This window comes from Starkeya nomas (assembly GCF_902703545.1).
Classification (GTDB): Bacteria; Pseudomonadota; Alphaproteobacteria; order Rhizobiales; family Xanthobacteraceae; genus Ancylobacter; species Ancylobacter moscoviensis.
Window position 1 is genome coordinate 2,011,768 of record NZ_CACSAS010000001.1, and the last position, 15,390, is coordinate 2,027,157.

The following is a 15,390-nucleotide window of genomic DNA, read 5'->3' on the forward strand; positions in this document are numbered from 1 at the left end:
GTCCTTGTGACCCCCTGCGTGCCCGGCCTGCCCTAGTTTCGAACCGGCCCCGATCTGGCGGGGCCCGCGCGGCGTTGCCGCGTGCCGCCTTGCTTCGAAACTGGAGATCCGAGCCGGTGAATCCTGTCCGTCTGTGCCTGTCTGCCGCCCTTCTCTGCTTCGGCACCGCCGCCCTTGCCGACACACAACAGACCTACGGCCCCGAGCTTCAGGGCTTCGACTATCCTCACCCGGTGAAGCGCTTCGACTTCACCTCGCAGGGCAAGCCGGTGTCCATGGCCTATATGGACGTCGCCCCCGCCGGCACGGCGAACGGGCGCACCGTCGTGCTGCTGCACGGCAAGAATTTCTGCGGCGCCACCTGGCAGGGCACCATCGACGTGCTCACCAAGGCCGGCTTCCGCGTCGTCGTCCCCGACCAGATCGGCTTCTGCGCCTCGACCAAGCCGGAGGGCTACCAGTTCAGCTTCCACCAGCTCGCCGACAACACCCGCAAGCTGCTCGCCTCGCTGGGCATCGAGAAGACGACCGTCATGGGCCATTCCATGGGCGGCATGCTGGCGGCGCGCTACGCCCTCTCCTTCCCGGCGGCGACCGAGAAGCTGGTGATGGCCAACCCGCTGGGGCTGGAGGACTGGAAGGCCAAGGGCGTGCCCTACGCCACCATCGACCAGCTCTATCAGGGCGAGCTCAAGACAAGCTTCGACTCCATCAAGGGCTACCAGCTCAAATTCTACTACAACGGCCAGTGGAAGCCGGAATATGACCGCTGGGTCGCCATGCAGGCCGGCCTCTATGGCGGGCCGGGCAAGGAGATCGTCGCCTGGAACCAGGCCCAGACCTCCGACATGGTCTTCACCCAGCCGGTCGTCTACGAGTTCGGCGACATCGCCGTGCCGACGCTGCTGGTCGTCGGCATGACCGACAAGACCGCGCCCGGCGCCAACCGGGCCGCGCCCGAGGTCGCCAGGACGCTCGGCAACTATGCCGAACTCGGCAAGGCCACGGCGAAGGCCATCCCCGGCGCCCGGCTGATCGAATTCCCCGGCCTCGGCCACTCGCCGCAGGTCGAGGCGCCGGAGACGTTCCACAAGGCGCTGCTGGAAGCGCTCTGAGCTGGAAGGCGGATCCCTCGCCAGTCATGCTCGCCCCTCCTCGAATCGACGGGAGCCCCTCATGAGCACGATCCGCGGCTTCATCGCCGCCAGCCTCGACAGCTACATCGCCGACCGGGACGGCGGTATCGGCTGGCTCACCCCGTTCGACGACGTCGATTACGACTATGCCGGCTTCATCGCCGGCATCGGCACGGTGGTGATGGGGCGCGGGACCTTCGATGCCGTCGCTGGCTTCGAGGGCGGCTGGCCCTATGCCGGCAAGCGCGGCATCGTCGTCACCTCCACGCCGCTCCCCGATGCACCGCCCGGCGTCGAGGCGTGGCATGCCGGCGTTCCCGCGCTGATCGCGCATCTGCGCGCGCAGGACGGCGGGAATGCCTGGGTGGTCGGCGGCGGTGGGCTGCAGGCGGCCTTCATCGCCGCCGACGCGCTCGACCGGCTCGATCTCTTCGTCATTCCGGTGCTGCTCGGCAGCGGCGTGCCGCTCTTCCCGCCGGAGGCCACCCCGTCGCGCCGGCTGGCGCTCGAGGGAACGGAAAGCTACGCCAACGGCATGGTGCGGCTGCGCTATGCGCTGAGCTGACGGCCGGACGGTCGCGTTTACGCCGCCGGCGCCTGCTGGAAGGCCGCCTTGCGCACCGCGCCGCGCACCGCCTCCATCGGCGTGCCGTCCAGCGCGCAGACCAGCACGCGGGCCGGGTCCACCGGCCCCGGCAGGCTCACCTGCCCGTGCGGCACGCGGTGGAAGCCCAGGCGCCCGTAATAGGGCTCGTCGCCGACCAGCAACACCAGCCGCGCCGCGCCCTCGGCGGACATCGCCGCCTTCGCCGCGTCGAGGCAGCGCTCCACCAGCCGCCGGCCGATGCCGTGCGAGCGGAAGGGCGGCTCCACCGTCAGCGGGCCGAGCAGCAGCGCCGGCAATTCGCCGATCTCGATCGGCGTGAGCCGCACCGAGCCCACCAGCATCGTGCCGATATAGGCGGTGAAGGACAGGTCGCGCCGGTGCGGGTTGTTCTCGCGCAGCCGGTAGGCCGTGCGCGCGAAGCGGCCCGGCCCGAAGGTGCGCGCCACCAGCCGCTCGATCGCGGCGTCGTCGGAAGGGTTCTCAGGCAGCAGGGAAATGGAAAGCTCGGTCATGCTGGCTCTCGGCACTCAGACATCGGCACGCTGCCGCGCCGAGCGTCCGCGCCTCACGGCCGCCGGCAGGCAGAGACGGACAGGCACGCACGCGCGCTGGCGCGGCGGGCTGGCTCCTCTCGTCGTCGCTGGGCCGGCATCCGGTTCATCTGGCTTTCCCTAGATCGGACGCGCCCGATAGCACAGCCGGCGGGCGAGGTCGAGCACGCATTTGCCGGCGGATCCGCATGGCACGTTGCCGGGCAACGGCGCGCCGGCTAGACAGGGCGAGACACTTCGCCTCCTGCCGGGTCCACCATGACCGCCCTCACGCTCCGCCCGCTTCTCCCCCATCCCGCCCATGTCGACGCCCTCGCCGCGCTGCTCGTCGAGACGGTGGCCGGCGGCGGCTCGGTCGGCTTCATGGATCCGCTGGCACCGGACGAAGCCGCCGCCTTCTGGCGCGCCGCGCTGGAGGCAGCCGCGCGCGGCGGGCGCGTCGTGCTCGGCGCCTTTACGCGGGATGAACGCGCGCAGGACGAACTCGTCGGCACCGTCAGCCTGCTGCTCGATCTGCCGCCCAACCAGCCGCACCGGGCCGAGATCGCCAAGATGATGACCCGCCCCTCCCATCGCGGCCGGGGCGTCGCCACCGCCCTGCTGCGCGAGGCCGAGCGCCTTGCCGCCGCACGCGGGCGCACGCTGCTGGTGCTCGACACCGCCGTCGATGGCGGCGCCTCCGGCCTCTACGAGAAGCTCGGCTATGTCCGGGCCGGCGAGATCCCCGATTTCGCGCTCAAGCCGCAGGGCGGGCTCACCGGCACGCGGCTCTACTGGAAGCGCCTCCCCGCCTGAGCGTCCCGCCCGCGCCCGCCGGCGCGGCATCGGCGCAAGACCATGCTGCCGGCCGCGCAAGCGATGCCCGCTGGCGCCCGCGCCGTTCCGCCCTACTCTGGAAACAGCAACGGAACGGGAGGCACCCATGGGATTGCTCGTCGAAGGCAAGTGGGTCGACAAATGGTACGATACCCAGAGCACGGGCGGCCGCTTCGTGCGCACCGTCACCCGCTTCCGCAACTGGATCACGCCGGACGGCGCCCCCGGCCCCACCGGTGAAGGCGGCTTTCCGGCGGAAGCGGGCCGCTACCACCTCTACGTCTCCTATGCCTGCCCCTGGGCGCACCGCACGCTCATCTTCCGCCAGCTGAAGAAGCTGGCGGACATCATCTCCGTCTCGGTGGTCGATCCCTTCATGGGCGCCGAGGGCTGGGTCTTTGCCGACCACGCCGCGCGCCGCACCGAGGGCGCGACGAGCGATTCCGTGCTGGGCATGAAGCGGCTCTACGAGGTCTATCTCACCGCCGATCCCGCCTATTCCGGCCGCGTCACCGTGCCCGTGCTGTGGGACCGGCGGCGCGCCACCATCGTCAGCAACGAGTCGGCGGAGATCATCCGCATGTTCAACTCAGGCTTCGGCGCCTTCACCGACGACCGCCACGACTACTACCCCCCGGCCCTCGCCGCCGAGATCGACGCGCTCAACGCGCGCATCTACGACACGGTGAACAACGGCGTCTACAAGGCCGGCTTCGCCACCTCGCAGGAGGCCTATGAGGAGGCCGTCACCGCCCTGTTCGCGATGCTGGGCGAGCTGGAAGCCCGGCTCGCCGGTCGCTCTTGGCTGATGGGCGAGACGCTGACCGAGGCGGATGTGCGCCTGTTCACCACGCTGATCCGCTTCGACGCGGTGTATGTCGGCCACTTCAAGTGCAACATCCGCCGCATCGCCGATTACCCGAACCTGTCGCGCTTCCTGAAAGCCCTCTACCACCTGCCCGGCGTCGCGCAGACGGTGAACCTGACCCACATCAAGCGGCACTATTACGAGAGCCACAAAACCATCAACCCGACCGGCATCGTGCCGGTGGGGCCGGAGGTGTGGCGGGATACCTCGAAGAGTGCTATTGTTAAGTTAGCTCGGCACCATATAAAGATTTAAATTAAATGCTTAAAGATGAAATTGATTCGGCAAAGCTTAAAGTCATAACCGATACGGTTCAAATGACTATAGGTGAAATTTCTAACATGTATGCAAACGCTGAATTGAATATTTTACCTGATTTTCAGAGGTTATTTCGATGGACAGATGATCGAAAATCGAATTTCGTTGAGTCTATTTTTATAGGAATACCGATACCTCCTGTTTTTGTATTTGAAACTGAAAACGGAACATGGGAATTGGTTGATGGACTACAGCGAGTTTCCACGATTCTGGAATTTATGGGACAGCTTCGCGACCCAGATACCGACCGAAAGAAGAGATCAAAACTAATATCGACGAAATATCTCGCCTCCCTAGATAATGTATGCTGGGAGTCAGAAAATTCTAGTGAAAAAAGCCTGGATAAGTCTCTTCAATTATTCTTTCGTCGAGCTAGAATTGATTTTCAAATACTTAAGCACCCCTCCGACCCAAAGACAAAATACGACCTTTTTCAACGGCTAAATCGCGGCGGGGCCTACGCTACCGAACAAGAAGTTCGGACCTGTTCAATGGTCCTTGCCGACTCGGCATTTACGCAGCGGATGCGACACTTTGCCGAGCAGAGCAAATTTCGGAGCATGTTCCGGATCAGCGAAGATCAAAGGAAATCACAGAAAGACATAGAATATATAGTTCGACTTGTAGTGCATACATTTACTGATTTTGGAAAAGGAATGGACGTTCAAGACTTTTTAAATCACGGAATTTTAGATACGATATACAAGAATAATCATAATAATATATTGGACGTAATTCAATGGACGGTAGATGAACTTCACAGAGCGCTTGGAGACGACGCCCTCATCCCGCCAGAAGACCGCGCTCAAGGTATCGCAGCGCGCTTCTCATTGCGCGCACTGGAAGGTATAGTGGTAGGAATCGCAAGAAATAAGACTACAATTTCTAGAAAAGAAGATATTTCAGCATACATCAAATCAAGAATTGAAGAATTTTGGAAGCAGCCTGAGGTTGTCGACATGAGTGCGGCCGGATTACGAGGAACAGTACGCATTCAGAAAAGCATTCCTTTTGGCGAGCGTTGGTTTTCTCAATGAGTATCGTCGTTGATTGCTATCTAGACGAGCTAGATAACGCAAGATCAAATAGAGCTAGAGAATTATCTGAAATTAAGAGAGTTTTTTCTCTTAGCTCCCAATCGGACCCCCTCGGAGTCAGTTCAAAAGCCGTTGTAGTGCTGAGCTACGCAGCGTGGGAAGGGTTTTATAACGAATGCATCGACGTCTATTATAAATTCTTAAAAGAAAATAATATAAAAGTCATAGATATTGGCTTCAAAATGCTCCTTGGAGCACTCACAGCGGAGTTTGAATCACTACGATCTCGCAACCATTCTGGAGTCTCTAAGCGCAGCTTTATTGAAAAGCTACAAGAAAAAATGAGCTGTACATTTGAAAATTTCGATTTATCGATAATACGGTCTCGATCAAACCTAAATTATGATAAAATAAAGGAGAATTATGAAATAATGGGCTTTTCTTTAGAGGCCTTGAATCCTTATCGGATAAAACTAGATAGAGAAATAGTTGGTTGGCGACATGGGGTAGCTCACGGAGCACCACCAAAACTGATGGCAGTTGACACAGAAAACCATATTGAACTTGTTAATGAACTACTTCTTATAGTATCTGATCACTTTCAAGAAGCGATCATTGGCTTTCAGCGCACCTAATACTCACCCTGCCAGCTTCACACCTTCTGCCGCCCCAGCCACTTCCGCCTCGCTGCGCTTGCGGAAGCGCACCATGGTGTACATGCCCAGCGCCACGTCGCGCTTGATCGGCATGTCGACCGTGCCGTTCTTCAGCGCCCAGTTGTGCAGCCGCGCGAACTGGAATTCCGGCCGCCAGCCGAGCTTGCGGGCGCGGCGGGCGAACCATTTCTCGAAGGCCGCACGCGGGCCGTCCTCGGCGCCGAGATGGTTGACGAGGATGATCTCGCCACCCGGCTTCAGCACCCGGGCCATCTCATCCAGCGTTTCTTCCGGATGCGGCACCACGGTGATCACGAACTGCGCCATCACCACGTCGAAGGAATTGTCGGCGAAGCCCATATGGGCGCCGTCCATCAGGCACAGGCCCTCGACATGGTCGAGCTTTTCCTTCTCCACCCGCTCGCGCGCCTTCTGAAGCATGGGCTCGGAGATGTCGACGCCGACGAGGCGGTTGGTGCGCTTGTAGTTCGGCAGGGCGAAGCCGGTGCCGACGCCGAATTCGAGGATGCGACCGCCGATCCGCTCCGCCGCCTGCAGCGCCGCCTTGCGGCCCGGCTCGAAGACCGCGCCGAACACCACGTCGTAGATCGGCGCCCAGCGGGCATAGGCTTCCTCGACGGTGCTGCGGTCGAGATCGGTCGTCATCGTGTTCCCCACCCTTCTTGTCCCATTCAACCCTTGCGGGCTCGCCGGCACGTCCGACTCACGCCGAACGAGCCATCATCGTCACCTCAGGTGTCACTGCGGTGAAGGGCTGCGGCGCGCGGCGGATCACCCCGCCGCCCAGCAGCCGCGCCCCCGCGCCGCCATCCTCGTAGAAGACGCAGGCCTGCCCCGGCGCCACGCCTTCCTCCGCATTGTGCAGGTGCACCTCGATCCCGCCATCGGCCGCGCGCACCAGATGGCCGGGCGTCGGCGCGCGGGCCGAGCGCACCTTCACGTGGATCTCGCGCTCCGCGGCGGCCGCCGCCTCCAGCGGCTCGTCGCCCAGCCAGTTCACCTCGTCGACGCGGATGGCGGAAACGCCCAGCGCCGAGCGCGGCCCCACCAGCACGCGGCGGCGGGCGGCGTCGATGCCGACGACGTAGAGCGGCTCGGAGGCAGCGATGCCGAGGCCCTTCCTCTGGCCGATGGTGTAGCGCATCACCCCGGCGTGCCGGCCCAGCACGCGCCCGTCGAGATGCACGATCTCGCCCGGCTCGGCCGCCTCGGGGCGCAGCTTCTCGACGATGGCGGTGTAGTGCCCGTTCGGCACGAAGCAGATATCCTGGCTGTCCGGCTTGTCGGCCACCTTCAGCCCGAAGCTCTCCGCCAGCGCCCGCACCTCCGGCTTGGTGGTCTCGCCGAGCGGGAAGCGGAGCATGTCGATCTGCCCCTGCGTAGTGGCGTAGAGGAAGTAGCTCTGGTCCCGGCTTTCGTCGAGCGGACGGAACAGCCCGCGCCGCCCGCCTTCCAGCGCGCGGCTGGTGACGTAGTGCCCGGTGGCGAGGATGTCGGCGCCGAGGTCGCGCGCGGTCTCCAGCAGGTCGCGGAACTTGACCGTACGGTTGCAGTCCACGCAGGGGATCGGCGTCTCGCCGGCCGCATAGGCGTCGGCGAAGCGCTCGATCACCGCGTGGCGGAAGCGGCTCTCATAGTCGAGCACGTAATGGGGAATGCCGAGCTTCTCGGCCACGGTACGCGCGTCGTAGATGTCCTGCCCGGCGCAGCAGGCGCCGGGGCGATGGTGCATCGCCTCGCCATGATCGTAGAGCTGCAGCGTCACGCCGACCACATCGTAGCCCGCCTGCGCGTAGAGCGCCGCCACCACCGAGGAATCCACGCCGCCCGACATCGCGACGACCACGCGCGTCTGGCTCGGGGAACGGGATGTATCGTCGAGGCGGATCATGACCTGGCAACGGGACGCGAAAAACGGGAGCGCCTCGCGCAAAGCGGCGGGGCGTCAACCTATATAGGCCACGACGGCGCCGGTATGAACCCTGCCGCCTTTCGAAACGGCCGGGCAAGGCGCTTTTCTGACAATCGGCGGCGGTAACCACGCCCGCGCGGGCCCCCGGCCGTCCCGCCTGCCCTCGCGGGGCCAACCGTAAACAAAGTCCTGCGCAAATATTAACGAAGCAGCAGGACCTTGATGCTCACCAGAGCGTGATTCGCTTAGGGAAATATTTAAAGCTGATCAGCTACGTTTCTGTCATTGGTCGTGTGTATTGAGTGAGCGTAACATGACAGAACCCTATCGCCCGAGGGTGAAATATGTAATCGGGCCGGACGGAAGTCCGCTGACCATTGCCGATCTGCCCCCGCCCAACACCCGGCGGTGGGTCATCCGACGCAAGGCGGAAGTCGTCGCCGCCGTCCGGGGCGGTCTCCTCAGCCTGGAGGAGGCCTGCAAGCGCTATACTTTGACCACTGAAGAGTTTCTGTCGTGGCAGGCGTCCATCGACCGCCACGGACTTGCCGGCCTGCGCACCACGCGCATCCAGCAGTACCGGCAGTAAACCGGAATTCCATCTGAGCGCCGATCATGGCCGGGCCCCGTCCCGGCCATTTTCGTTTCCGGGCGCCGCTTTCCGCCGCCTCACAGGCCGCGCAGATAGGCCGCCAGCTTCTCGCCGGCGACCTCCGCCGGCCCGTCATTGACGATGGTGAGGTCCGGCGGCGCGTCGAGCGCCGGCTCGCGGGCGAGACGCGCGCGCACCGCCTCGCCGCTCTCGCGCCCGCGCGCCGCGATCCGCTCCGCCAGCACGTCGAGCGGCGCCGTCACATGCACCACCTTCACCCGCGCGAAGCGGGCCCGCGCCGCCGGCACCGCCGCGCGCGAGCCGTTGGCGACGACGATGCGGCCGGCGGCGACATCCTCCGCCACCTCCGCTCCCAGCGCGTAACCGAGGCCGTTCGCCCGCCAGTGCAGCGGAAAGCTGCCCAGCGCCATCTCCCGGGCGAACGCATCCTCGTCGAGCGCGATGTGGTTCTCGGTGGCATCGGCCGGTCGGGTGATGCGCCGGCGCGCGAAGCGTATGTCCTCGCGCCCTTTCAGATGCCCGCGCGCATAGGCGATCAGCGTGTCCTTGCCGGCGCCGGAAGGCCCAACCACCAGCACCAGCAGCCCCGGGCCCAGCGGCGCGGGATCGACGGGGTTCGCCGCGCTCACGCGATCCGCTCCCCGCCGCGCCACACGGCGCGCGCCACCGGCGCCGGGCCGGAGGCAGCCACGCGGATGAAGTCTGCCCGCAGCCCCGGCGCCAGCCGCCCGCGATCGGCGAGCCCGGCGGCATCCGCCGGGTTCGCGCTCACCATGGCGACCGCCTGCGGCAGGGTGATGCCGTCCACCAGCCCCGGCAGCGCGAAGGCGGCGAGCAGCAGACTGCCCGGCACATAGTCCGAGGACAGGATGTCGAGCACGCCCCGCCGCGCCAGGCTCTCGGCCGCCACATTGCCGGTATGCGAGCCGCCGCGCACGATGTTCGGCGCGCCCATCAGCACGCGGATGCCGGCGGCGTGCGAGCCGTCCGCCGCAAGGTCGGTGGTGGGGAACTCGGCAATCGCCACCCCGTCCTCGATCGCGTCGGCGACATGCGCGACGGTGGCGTCGTCATGGCTCGCCAGCACGATGCCGCGCCCGCGCGCCAGTTCCACCAGCCGCGCCCGGTTGGTGCGGGCGAAGTTCGCATGGGCGTTCTGGCGGTCGGCGACGATGACGTCCATCTCGTCGTCGGTCAGCCCGCTCTTCTTCTTGTAGTAGCTGCGGAATTTCTCCTCGGTGAGGAACTGGCGCTGGCCCGGCGTGTGGTCCATCAGCGAGATGAGGCGCACATCAGCGCTCTCCATCAGCGCCTGCGCATCCTCCACCACGCCGTCCGCCGCCACCTCGCAGCGCAGGTGCACCCGGTGTTCGGCGCGCAGCAGCCCGGCTTCGGCCGCCTGCCGGATGGTCGATGCCAGCAGCGGCGCATCGCCGTCCATGCCCACCGCCCGCTTGTCCGGCCAGACGCGCAGCGAATCGTACACCGTGGTGATGCCGGAGGCGGCGACCTGCGCGTCATAGGCCGTCACCGCCGCGAAAGCGTTCCACAGCACGCGCGGACGCGGGTAGAGATGCCCCTCCACATGGTCGGTGTGCAGCTCGACGAAGCCGGGCAGCACATGGTCGCCGCCGAGATCCTGCGCCGAACGCGGCGCCGATCCCTCGCCGATCTCGGCGATGAGGCCGTCGCGGACCACGAGATGGCCTTCGCGCACCTCGTCCTCCAGCACCAGCCGCGCATTGGCGAACACCGTCTCCGTCATCTGTCCCTCACCAACCACCCCACCCGGACTTCGTCATGGCCGGGTTTGGCCCGGCCATCCACGCCTTCCTTGTCTCCACGCCGCCCGCAAGTCGTGAATCCCCGGGCGAAGCCGGGGATGACGTACGGCAAGCTCACGCCCCAGTTTCACGCCGCCTGCGCGAAATCCGTTACGTCGATCACCCGGTCGCATACCGCCTCGCGCACTTCCGTGTCGTGGAAGATGCCGAGAATGGCGACGCCCGCGCGCTTCTTCTCCTCGATGAGCCCGACCACCACCTGCCGGTTCGCCGCGTCGAGCGAGGCCGTCGGCTCGTCCATCAGCAGCAGCGGGCGATGGGCGATCAGCCCGCGCGCGATGTTCACGCGCTGCTGTTCACCTCCGGAAAAGGTAGCCGGCGGCAGGCTCCACAGCCGCTCCGGCAGGTTCAGCCGCGCCAGCAGCTCGCCCGCCCGCGCCGTCGCCTCCTCGCACGGCACCCCGTCGCCGATCAGCGGCTCGGCCACCACGTCGAGCGCCCCGACGCGCGGGATCACCCGCAGGAACTGGCTGACATAGCCCATCGTGTCCTCGCGCAGCCGGATCAGCCGGCGCGGCGAGGTACGCGCGACATCCACCGTCTCGGCGCCGTCGCGCACGAGAATGGCGCCGGCGTCGACCCGATAGTTGCCGTAGACCATCTTCAGCAGCGAGCTCTTGCCCGCCCCCGAAGGCCCGCCCAGCGCCACGCACTCGCCGGCGAATAGCTCGAAGCCCGCGCCGTTCACCACCGGCAGCCGCGCCCCTTCGCGCAGATGCAGCACGAAGGTCTTGGCGACCCCGGAGACAGAGAGGATGGGGCCGAGGAGAGATCGGTTCATCGGTTCGCTCGTGAGCTCATTCATGACGGGACGCCTTCCGCCAATGCGACGTCATGGCCGGGCTTGGCCCGGCCATCCATGCCCTGGACCGGGCGCATCGGCGGGACCGCGTGGATCCCCGGGTCAAGCCCGGGGATGACGGCGTTCTCGTTGGCAACATGCCGCGTGGAGATCATGTCCTCTCCCCTCACGCCGCCAGAACCGAGGACACCAGCAGCTGCGTATAGGGCTCGCGCGGATCGTCGAGCACCTGGTCGGTCAGCCCGGTCTCGATCACCCGTCCCTGCCGCATCACCACCATGCGGTGGGAGAGCAGCCGCGCCACCGCGAGGTCATGGGTAACGATGATCACCGCCAGCCCCAGCTCCGACACCAGCCCCCGGATGAGGTCCAGCAGCCGCGCCTGCACCGAGACGTCGAGCCCTCCCGTCGGCTCGTCCATGAACACGAGGCGCGGGCGCGTCACGAGGTTGCGGGCGATCTGCAGCCGCTGGCGCATGCCGCCGGAGAAGGCACGCGGGTCGTCATCGATGCGGTCGCTGGCGATCTCCACCCGGCCGAGCCAGTCTATGGCCTCGTCGCGGATATTGCCGTAGTGGCGCCAGCCCACCGCCATCAGCCGCTCGCCGACATTGCCGCCGGCCGAGACCGCCATGCGCAGCCCGTCCGCCGGGTTCTGCCGCACGAAGCCCCAGTCGGTGCGCATCAGCAGCCGCCGTTCCGCCGGGCCGAGCGTGGCGAGGTCGGCCAGTCGCTCGTCGCGCATGCGGTAGGAAACGCGACCCGCCGTGGGAGCGAGCTCGGTCGAGAGCAGGCCGAGCAGGGTCGACTTGCCCGAGCCGCTCTCGCCCACCACCGCCAGCACCTCGCCGGGATAGACCTCCAGCGAGACGTCGCGGCAGCCGATGCGGGCGCCGTAATTCTTGCCGAGCCCCTCGGCGACGAGCAGCGGGGCATCGTCGGTCGCAGTCGGGTTGGTCATGATACGCGCTCCGTCACATCCGTTCCGCCGGGTCCGCCGTCATGGCCCGGCATGACGTCGATCAGGGGGGAGCCGCCTCCCTCTCCCAGCTCCGTGTAGAAGCTGAAGCCGTGCCGCTCGAAGCCGAGGCTTTCATAGAAGGCGTGCGCCCGCTCGCGCGACATCCGCGTCGACAGGGCCGCCTTGTAGCAGCCCTTCGCGCGGGCGAGGTCGAGCGCCCGGCCCATCATGGCGCGGCCGATGCCCCGCCCCTGCGCCGCACCGGCGACCGCCACCGCCTCGATCACCGCCGAGCGCGAGCCCCGGTGCGCGAGGTTCTCCACGACGAGCAACGTATAGGTGCCGAGCACCTCGCCATCCACCTCCGCGACATGAAGCGTGTAGTCGGGATAGCGGGCCATGCGATCGAACACCGCCCGCGCCTCGGCGAGGTCGAGTGCGTCGTCGGGATCAAGCTCGCGATAAAGCTGCAGCACCGCCGGCAGGTCGGCCGGCCCGGCGGGGCGCACGACGAGATCGGCGCTCATGGCCGAACCTCCCCGCCGGAGGCCCCCTCACCCGCTGCTTCGGAGCGATCTCTCCCCGGCGGGGAGAGGTGAAGAGCCCCGCCTTCTGCCCCCTCTCCCCGAGGGGGAGAGGGTTGGGGTGAGGGGGAAGCGCCGGACATCTCGCCCCGGTGCCCCTCTTCCTGCCGTGTGTTGCAGTAGTCGGTGTCCGAGCACACGAACATCCGCCCGCCCTTGTCGTCGAGGATTACCTCGTCGAGATAGACGCCCGTCGCCGCGCAGAGCGCACAGGGCTTGGCGAAGCGCTGGACGCGGAAGGGATGGTCCTCGAAGTCCAGCGAGCGAACCTTGGTGTGCGGCGGAATGGCATAGATGCGCTTCTCGCGCCCGGCGCCGAAGAGCTGCAGCGCAGGGCAGTCGTCCATCTTCGGGTTGTCGAATTTCGGGATCGGCGAGGGGTCCATCACATAGCGCCCCGCGACCTCGACCGGATAGGCGTAGGTGGTGGCGATATGCCCGTGCCGGGCGATGTCCTCGTAGAGCTTCACATGCATGAGCCCGTATTCGGCCAGCGCGTGGAGCTGGCGCGTCTCGGTCTCGCGTGGCTCGAGGAAGCGCAGCGGCTCGGGGATCGGCACCTGATAGACGAGAATCTGGTCTTCCCTGAGCGGCGTCTCGGGAACGCGGTGGCGGGTCTGGATCACCGTCGCCTCGCGCGTCGAGGTCGTCGTTGCCACCCGCGCCGTCTTCTCGAAGAAGCCGCGGATCGCCACCGCGTTGGTGGTGTCGTCGGCCCCCTGGTCGATCACCTTGAGCACGTCGTCGCGGCCGAGCACGGCGGCGGTCACCTGCACGCCGCCGGTGCCCCAGCCATAGGGCATCGGCATCTCGCGCGCGGCGAACGGCACCTGATAGCCGGGAACGGCGATCGCCTTGAGGATCGCCCGGCGGATCATCCGCTTCGTCTGCTCGTCGAGATAGGCGAAGTTGTAGGTAATGGCAGGCATCGCGCTCATTCCGCGGCCTCCTTCATTTCCGTCTCATGTTCCGACCGCATGCGGCGCACGAGGTCCAGCTCGGCCTGGAAGTCGACGTAGTGCGGCAGCTTCAGATGCTCGACGAAGCCCGTCGCCTGCACGTTGTCGCAGTGGGAGAGCACGAATTCCTCGTCCTGCGCCGGAGCCCCGGGCTCCTCGCCCAGCTCCTGCCAGCGCAACGCCCGCTCCACCAGCGCCATCGACATCGCCTTACGCTCGCACTGGCCGAAGACGAGGCCGTAGCCGCGTGTGAACTGCGGCGGCACCTCGGCGGAGCCCTTGAACTGGTTGACCATCTGGCATTCGGTGACCTGCACCGTGCCCAGATTCACCTCGAAGCCGAGTTCCGGCGCCTCGAACATCACCTCGACATCGCCGAAGCGGATTTCGCCGACGAAGGGGTGCGAGCGCGCATAGCCGCGCTGGGTGGAATAGCCGAGCGCCAGCAGGTAGCCCTCGTCGCCCCGCGCCAGCGCCTGCAGCCGCGTCGCGCGGTCCACGGGAAAGCTCACCGGCGCGCGGGTGATGTCGAAGGGCTCGCCCCCGTCGTCGGCGGGCGAGGCCTCGATCAGCCCCTCCTGCCCGAGCAGGTCGGTGACGCGCGGCATGATCTCCGCATCGCTACGCGCAACGCTACTCGCGGCGCCCTCTGCAACCCCGCTGCTACTCTCCGTGCTACGGATTTCGCTACTGCCCAGAGAGGTATCTAATAACCGGTGCGTATAGTCGAAGGTGGGCCCGAGAAGCTGCCCGCCGGGCAGGTCCTTGTAGGTCGCCGACACCCGCCGGCGCACCAGCATGCGGGCCGTGTCGAGCGGCTGTGCGCTGCCGAAGCGCGGCAGCGTGGTGCGGAAGGCGCGGATGAGGAAGATCGCCTCAATCAGGTCGCCGCGCGCCTGCTTCACCGCCAGCGCCGCCAGCTCGACGTCGTAGAGCGAGCCCTCGGCCATCACCCGATCCACCGCCAGCGTCAATTGCGCGGCGATCTGGTCGAGCCCGATGGATGGCAGATTCTCGTTTCCGCGCCGGCGTTTGGCCAGCAGCGCGTGCGCGTTTCGGATGGCCTTCTCGCCGCCCTTGGCCGCCACATACATCGGCTCAGCCCTCCTTCACCGTCACGGAACGCGGCAGCCCCGCTACCCCACCGGCACCCGCCAGCAGGAGGTCGACACCAAGCGGAAAAAGCCCCCGGTTGGCCGCCATGCGGGGGACGAAATCCGCCGGCAGCGGCGCCGCGCCGAAGGCCGCCCGCCCCTCGATGCCCGGTCCTTCCAGCGTGAGCCCGTCGCCGAACGCCTCCACCTGCACGATCAGCGTCGCGGAAGCGTCGGGATAATCCGGCGCCCCCTGCGCAAAGACCCTGAAATCCGGCATTTCCCGGGGATCGGTGACAAGCGCGAAGCGCGCTTCGCGGGGATCCTCGACGATCGCCGCGCCGGTATGGAAGCGCAGGAACGCCGCCACCGCCGGCACGCCGGCAAGCCGCGCGTCCAGCCAGAGCGGCGTCTCGTAATCGCACAGCGCCAGAACCAGCGCCGCCGCCTCGCGGGAAAGCGGCGCCGGCGGCTCCAGCGCCGCGCTCACCGCCTCCACCCGCCCCGGCCGGGCCAGCGCCCACATGGCGGCACGGAACGTCGCCTGCCCGTCGAAGACCGGATCGTCGAACCCCTTCGCCGGAACGGTTTCTGCGCGTTGTGCGGACATC

At 66.3% G+C, this 15,390-nt stretch carries 19 protein-coding genes; 7 read left to right on the plus strand and 12 right to left on the minus strand.

The features are described from left to right. Positions 1–116: 116 nt before the first annotated feature. A complete protein-coding gene (locus tag STARVERO_RS09655) occupies positions 117–1,115 on the plus strand; it encodes an alpha/beta fold hydrolase (RefSeq protein WP_159598679.1) in 999 nt (332 codons plus the stop codon). A 61-nt stretch (positions 1,116–1,176) separates the two neighbouring features. Further along, complete coding sequence (locus STARVERO_RS09660; RefSeq protein WP_159598680.1) at positions 1,177–1,701, plus strand: dihydrofolate reductase family protein; 525 nt, start codon at positions 1,177–1,179, stop codon at positions 1,699–1,701. A 17-nt stretch (positions 1,702–1,718) separates the two neighbouring features. Here STARVERO_RS09660 and STARVERO_RS09665 read toward each other — a convergent pair whose 3' ends face one another. Continuing rightward, positions 1,719–2,255, minus strand: coding sequence for a GNAT family N-acetyltransferase (locus tag STARVERO_RS09665; protein WP_144342230.1), 537 nt, complete (start codon positions 2,253–2,255; stop codon positions 1,719–1,721). Between the two features lie 297 nt (positions 2,256–2,552). On the opposite strand from STARVERO_RS09665, the gene STARVERO_RS09670 reads away from it, so the two are divergent. The 4 genes from STARVERO_RS09670 (at position 2,553) to STARVERO_RS09685 (ending at position 5,968) form a co-directional block, all read left to right on the plus strand. Then, positions 2,553–3,089 (plus strand): GNAT family N-acetyltransferase, encoded by a 537-nt coding sequence (locus tag STARVERO_RS09670; protein WP_159598681.1) that lies wholly within the window; start codon positions 2,553–2,555, stop codon positions 3,087–3,089. Between the two features lie 127 nt (positions 3,090–3,216). After that, positions 3,217–4,233 carry a glutathione S-transferase family protein gene (locus STARVERO_RS09675; protein ID WP_159598682.1) on the plus strand — a complete coding sequence of 339 codons (1,017 nt, stop codon included), beginning with the start codon at positions 3,217–3,219 and terminating at the stop codon, positions 4,231–4,233. A 5-nt stretch (positions 4,234–4,238) separates the two neighbouring features. Then, on the plus strand, positions 4,239–5,333 hold the full coding sequence (locus tag STARVERO_RS09680) for a DUF262 domain-containing protein (protein WP_159598683.1): 1,095 nt from the start codon (positions 4,239–4,241) through the stop codon (positions 5,331–5,333). Beyond that, the gene (locus tag STARVERO_RS09685) at positions 5,330–5,968 is read left to right on the plus strand and encodes an MAE_28990/MAE_18760 family HEPN-like nuclease (RefSeq protein ID WP_159598684.1); all 639 of its coding nucleotides are present in this window, start codon (positions 5,330–5,332) and stop codon (positions 5,966–5,968) included. Before STARVERO_RS09680 ends, STARVERO_RS09685 begins: the two co-directional genes overlap by 4 nt. A 3-nt stretch (positions 5,969–5,971) precedes the next feature. Here STARVERO_RS09685 and STARVERO_RS09690 read toward each other — a convergent pair whose 3' ends face one another. Both STARVERO_RS09690 and mnmA read right to left on the minus strand, forming a co-directional pair. Then, positions 5,972–6,655: a class I SAM-dependent methyltransferase gene (locus STARVERO_RS09690; RefSeq protein ID WP_159598685.1), complete on the minus strand. Its 684-nt coding sequence runs from the start codon at positions 6,653–6,655 to the stop codon at positions 5,972–5,974. A 58-nt stretch (positions 6,656–6,713) separates the two neighbouring features. Further along, positions 6,714–7,901, minus strand: coding sequence for a tRNA 2-thiouridine(34) synthase MnmA (mnmA, locus tag STARVERO_RS09695; protein WP_159598686.1), 1,188 nt, complete (start codon positions 7,899–7,901; stop codon positions 6,714–6,716). Between the two features lie 334 nt (positions 7,902–8,235). On the opposite strand from mnmA, the gene sciP reads away from it, so the two are divergent. Then, positions 8,236–8,511 carry a CtrA inhibitor SciP gene (sciP, locus tag STARVERO_RS09700; RefSeq protein ID WP_144342224.1) on the plus strand — a complete coding sequence of 92 codons (276 nt, stop codon included), beginning with the start codon at positions 8,236–8,238 and terminating at the stop codon, positions 8,509–8,511. Positions 8,512–8,591: 80 nt separating this feature from the next. Here sciP and phnN read toward each other — a convergent pair whose 3' ends face one another. The 9 genes from phnN to phnH form a co-directional block, all read right to left on the minus strand. Then, a complete protein-coding gene (gene phnN, locus STARVERO_RS09705; RefSeq protein ID WP_244616706.1) occupies positions 8,592–9,164 on the minus strand; it encodes a phosphonate metabolism protein/1,5-bisphosphokinase (PRPP-forming) PhnN in 573 nt (190 codons plus the stop codon). Then, positions 9,161–10,300 (minus strand): alpha-D-ribose 1-methylphosphonate 5-triphosphate diphosphatase, encoded by a 1,140-nt coding sequence (locus STARVERO_RS09710; RefSeq protein ID WP_159598687.1) that lies wholly within the window; start codon positions 10,298–10,300, stop codon positions 9,161–9,163. The genes phnN and STARVERO_RS09710 overlap by 4 nt, the downstream gene beginning before the upstream one ends. A gap of 146 nt (positions 10,301–10,446) precedes the next feature. Beyond that, positions 10,447–11,160, minus strand: coding sequence for a phosphonate C-P lyase system protein PhnL (phnL, locus tag STARVERO_RS09715; protein ID WP_159598688.1), 714 nt, complete (start codon positions 11,158–11,160; stop codon positions 10,447–10,449). A 20-nt stretch (positions 11,161–11,180) separates the two neighbouring features. Beyond that, positions 11,181–11,336: a hypothetical protein gene (locus STARVERO_RS09720; protein WP_159598689.1), complete on the minus strand. Its 156-nt coding sequence runs from the start codon at positions 11,334–11,336 to the stop codon at positions 11,181–11,183. Between the two features lie 11 nt (positions 11,337–11,347). After that, positions 11,348–12,142: a phosphonate C-P lyase system protein PhnK gene (gene phnK, locus STARVERO_RS09725; protein WP_159598690.1), complete on the minus strand. Its 795-nt coding sequence runs from the start codon at positions 12,140–12,142 to the stop codon at positions 11,348–11,350. Beyond that, entirely contained in the window at positions 12,139–12,669 is a 531-nt protein-coding gene (locus tag STARVERO_RS09730) for a GNAT family N-acetyltransferase (RefSeq protein ID WP_159598691.1), read from the minus strand. Before STARVERO_RS09730 ends, phnK begins: the two co-directional genes overlap by 4 nt. Beyond that, entirely contained in the window at positions 12,666–13,655 is a 990-nt protein-coding gene (locus STARVERO_RS09735; protein WP_244616889.1) for an alpha-D-ribose 1-methylphosphonate 5-phosphate C-P-lyase PhnJ, read from the minus strand. The genes STARVERO_RS09730 and STARVERO_RS09735 overlap by 4 nt, the downstream gene beginning before the upstream one ends. A gap of 5 nt (positions 13,656–13,660) precedes the next feature. Beyond that, on the minus strand, positions 13,661–14,779 hold the full coding sequence (locus STARVERO_RS09740; RefSeq protein ID WP_159598692.1) for a carbon-phosphorus lyase complex subunit: 1,119 nt from the start codon (positions 14,777–14,779) through the stop codon (positions 13,661–13,663). A 4-nt stretch (positions 14,780–14,783) separates the two neighbouring features. Next, positions 14,784–15,389 (minus strand): phosphonate C-P lyase system protein PhnH, encoded by a 606-nt coding sequence (gene phnH, locus STARVERO_RS09745; RefSeq protein WP_159598693.1) that lies wholly within the window; start codon positions 15,387–15,389, stop codon positions 14,784–14,786. Position 15,390 lies beyond the last annotated feature (1 nt).

Coding starts and splice junctions, on each gene's coding strand:
- STARVERO_RS09660 (WP_159598680.1), top strand. CDS start 1,177: ATGAGCACGATCCGCGGCTTCATCGCCGCCAGCCTCGACAGCTACATC.
- STARVERO_RS09665 (WP_144342230.1), bottom strand. CDS start 2,255: ATGACCGAGCTTTCCATTTCCCTGCTGCCTGAGAACCCTTCCGACGAC.
- STARVERO_RS09670 (WP_159598681.1), top strand. CDS start 2,553: ATGACCGCCCTCACGCTCCGCCCGCTTCTCCCCCATCCCGCCCATGTC.
- STARVERO_RS09675 (WP_159598682.1), top strand. CDS start 3,217: ATGGGATTGCTCGTCGAAGGCAAGTGGGTCGACAAATGGTACGATACC.
- STARVERO_RS09680 (WP_159598683.1), top strand. CDS start 4,239: ATGCTTAAAGATGAAATTGATTCGGCAAAGCTTAAAGTCATAACCGAT.
- STARVERO_RS09685 (WP_159598684.1), top strand. CDS start 5,330: ATGAGTATCGTCGTTGATTGCTATCTAGACGAGCTAGATAACGCAAGA.
- STARVERO_RS09690 (WP_159598685.1), bottom strand. CDS start 6,655: ATGACGACCGATCTCGACCGCAGCACCGTCGAGGAAGCCTATGCCCGC.
- mnmA (WP_159598686.1), bottom strand. CDS start 7,901: ATGATCCGCCTCGACGATACATCCCGTTCCCCGAGCCAGACGCGCGTG.
- sciP (WP_144342224.1), top strand. CDS start 8,236: ATGACAGAACCCTATCGCCCGAGGGTGAAATATGTAATCGGGCCGGAC.
- STARVERO_RS09710 (WP_159598687.1), bottom strand. CDS start 10,300: ATGACGGAGACGGTGTTCGCCAATGCGCGGCTGGTGCTGGAGGACGAG.
- phnL (WP_159598688.1), bottom strand. CDS start 11,160: ATGAACCGATCTCTCCTCGGCCCCATCCTCTCTGTCTCCGGGGTCGCC.
- STARVERO_RS09720 (WP_159598689.1), bottom strand. CDS start 11,336: ATGATCTCCACGCGGCATGTTGCCAACGAGAACGCCGTCATCCCCGGG.
- phnK (WP_159598690.1), bottom strand. CDS start 12,142: ATGACCAACCCGACTGCGACCGACGATGCCCCGCTGCTCGTCGCCGAG.
- STARVERO_RS09730 (WP_159598691.1), bottom strand. CDS start 12,669: ATGAGCGCCGATCTCGTCGTGCGCCCCGCCGGGCCGGCCGACCTGCCG.
- STARVERO_RS09735 (WP_244616889.1), bottom strand. CDS start 13,655: ATGCCTGCCATTACCTACAACTTCGCCTATCTCGACGAGCAGACGAAG.
- STARVERO_RS09740 (WP_159598692.1), bottom strand. CDS start 14,779: ATGTATGTGGCGGCCAAGGGCGGCGAGAAGGCCATCCGAAACGCGCAC.
- phnH (WP_159598693.1), bottom strand. CDS start 15,389: ATGTCCGCACAACGCGCAGAAACCGTTCCGGCGAAGGGGTTCGACGAT.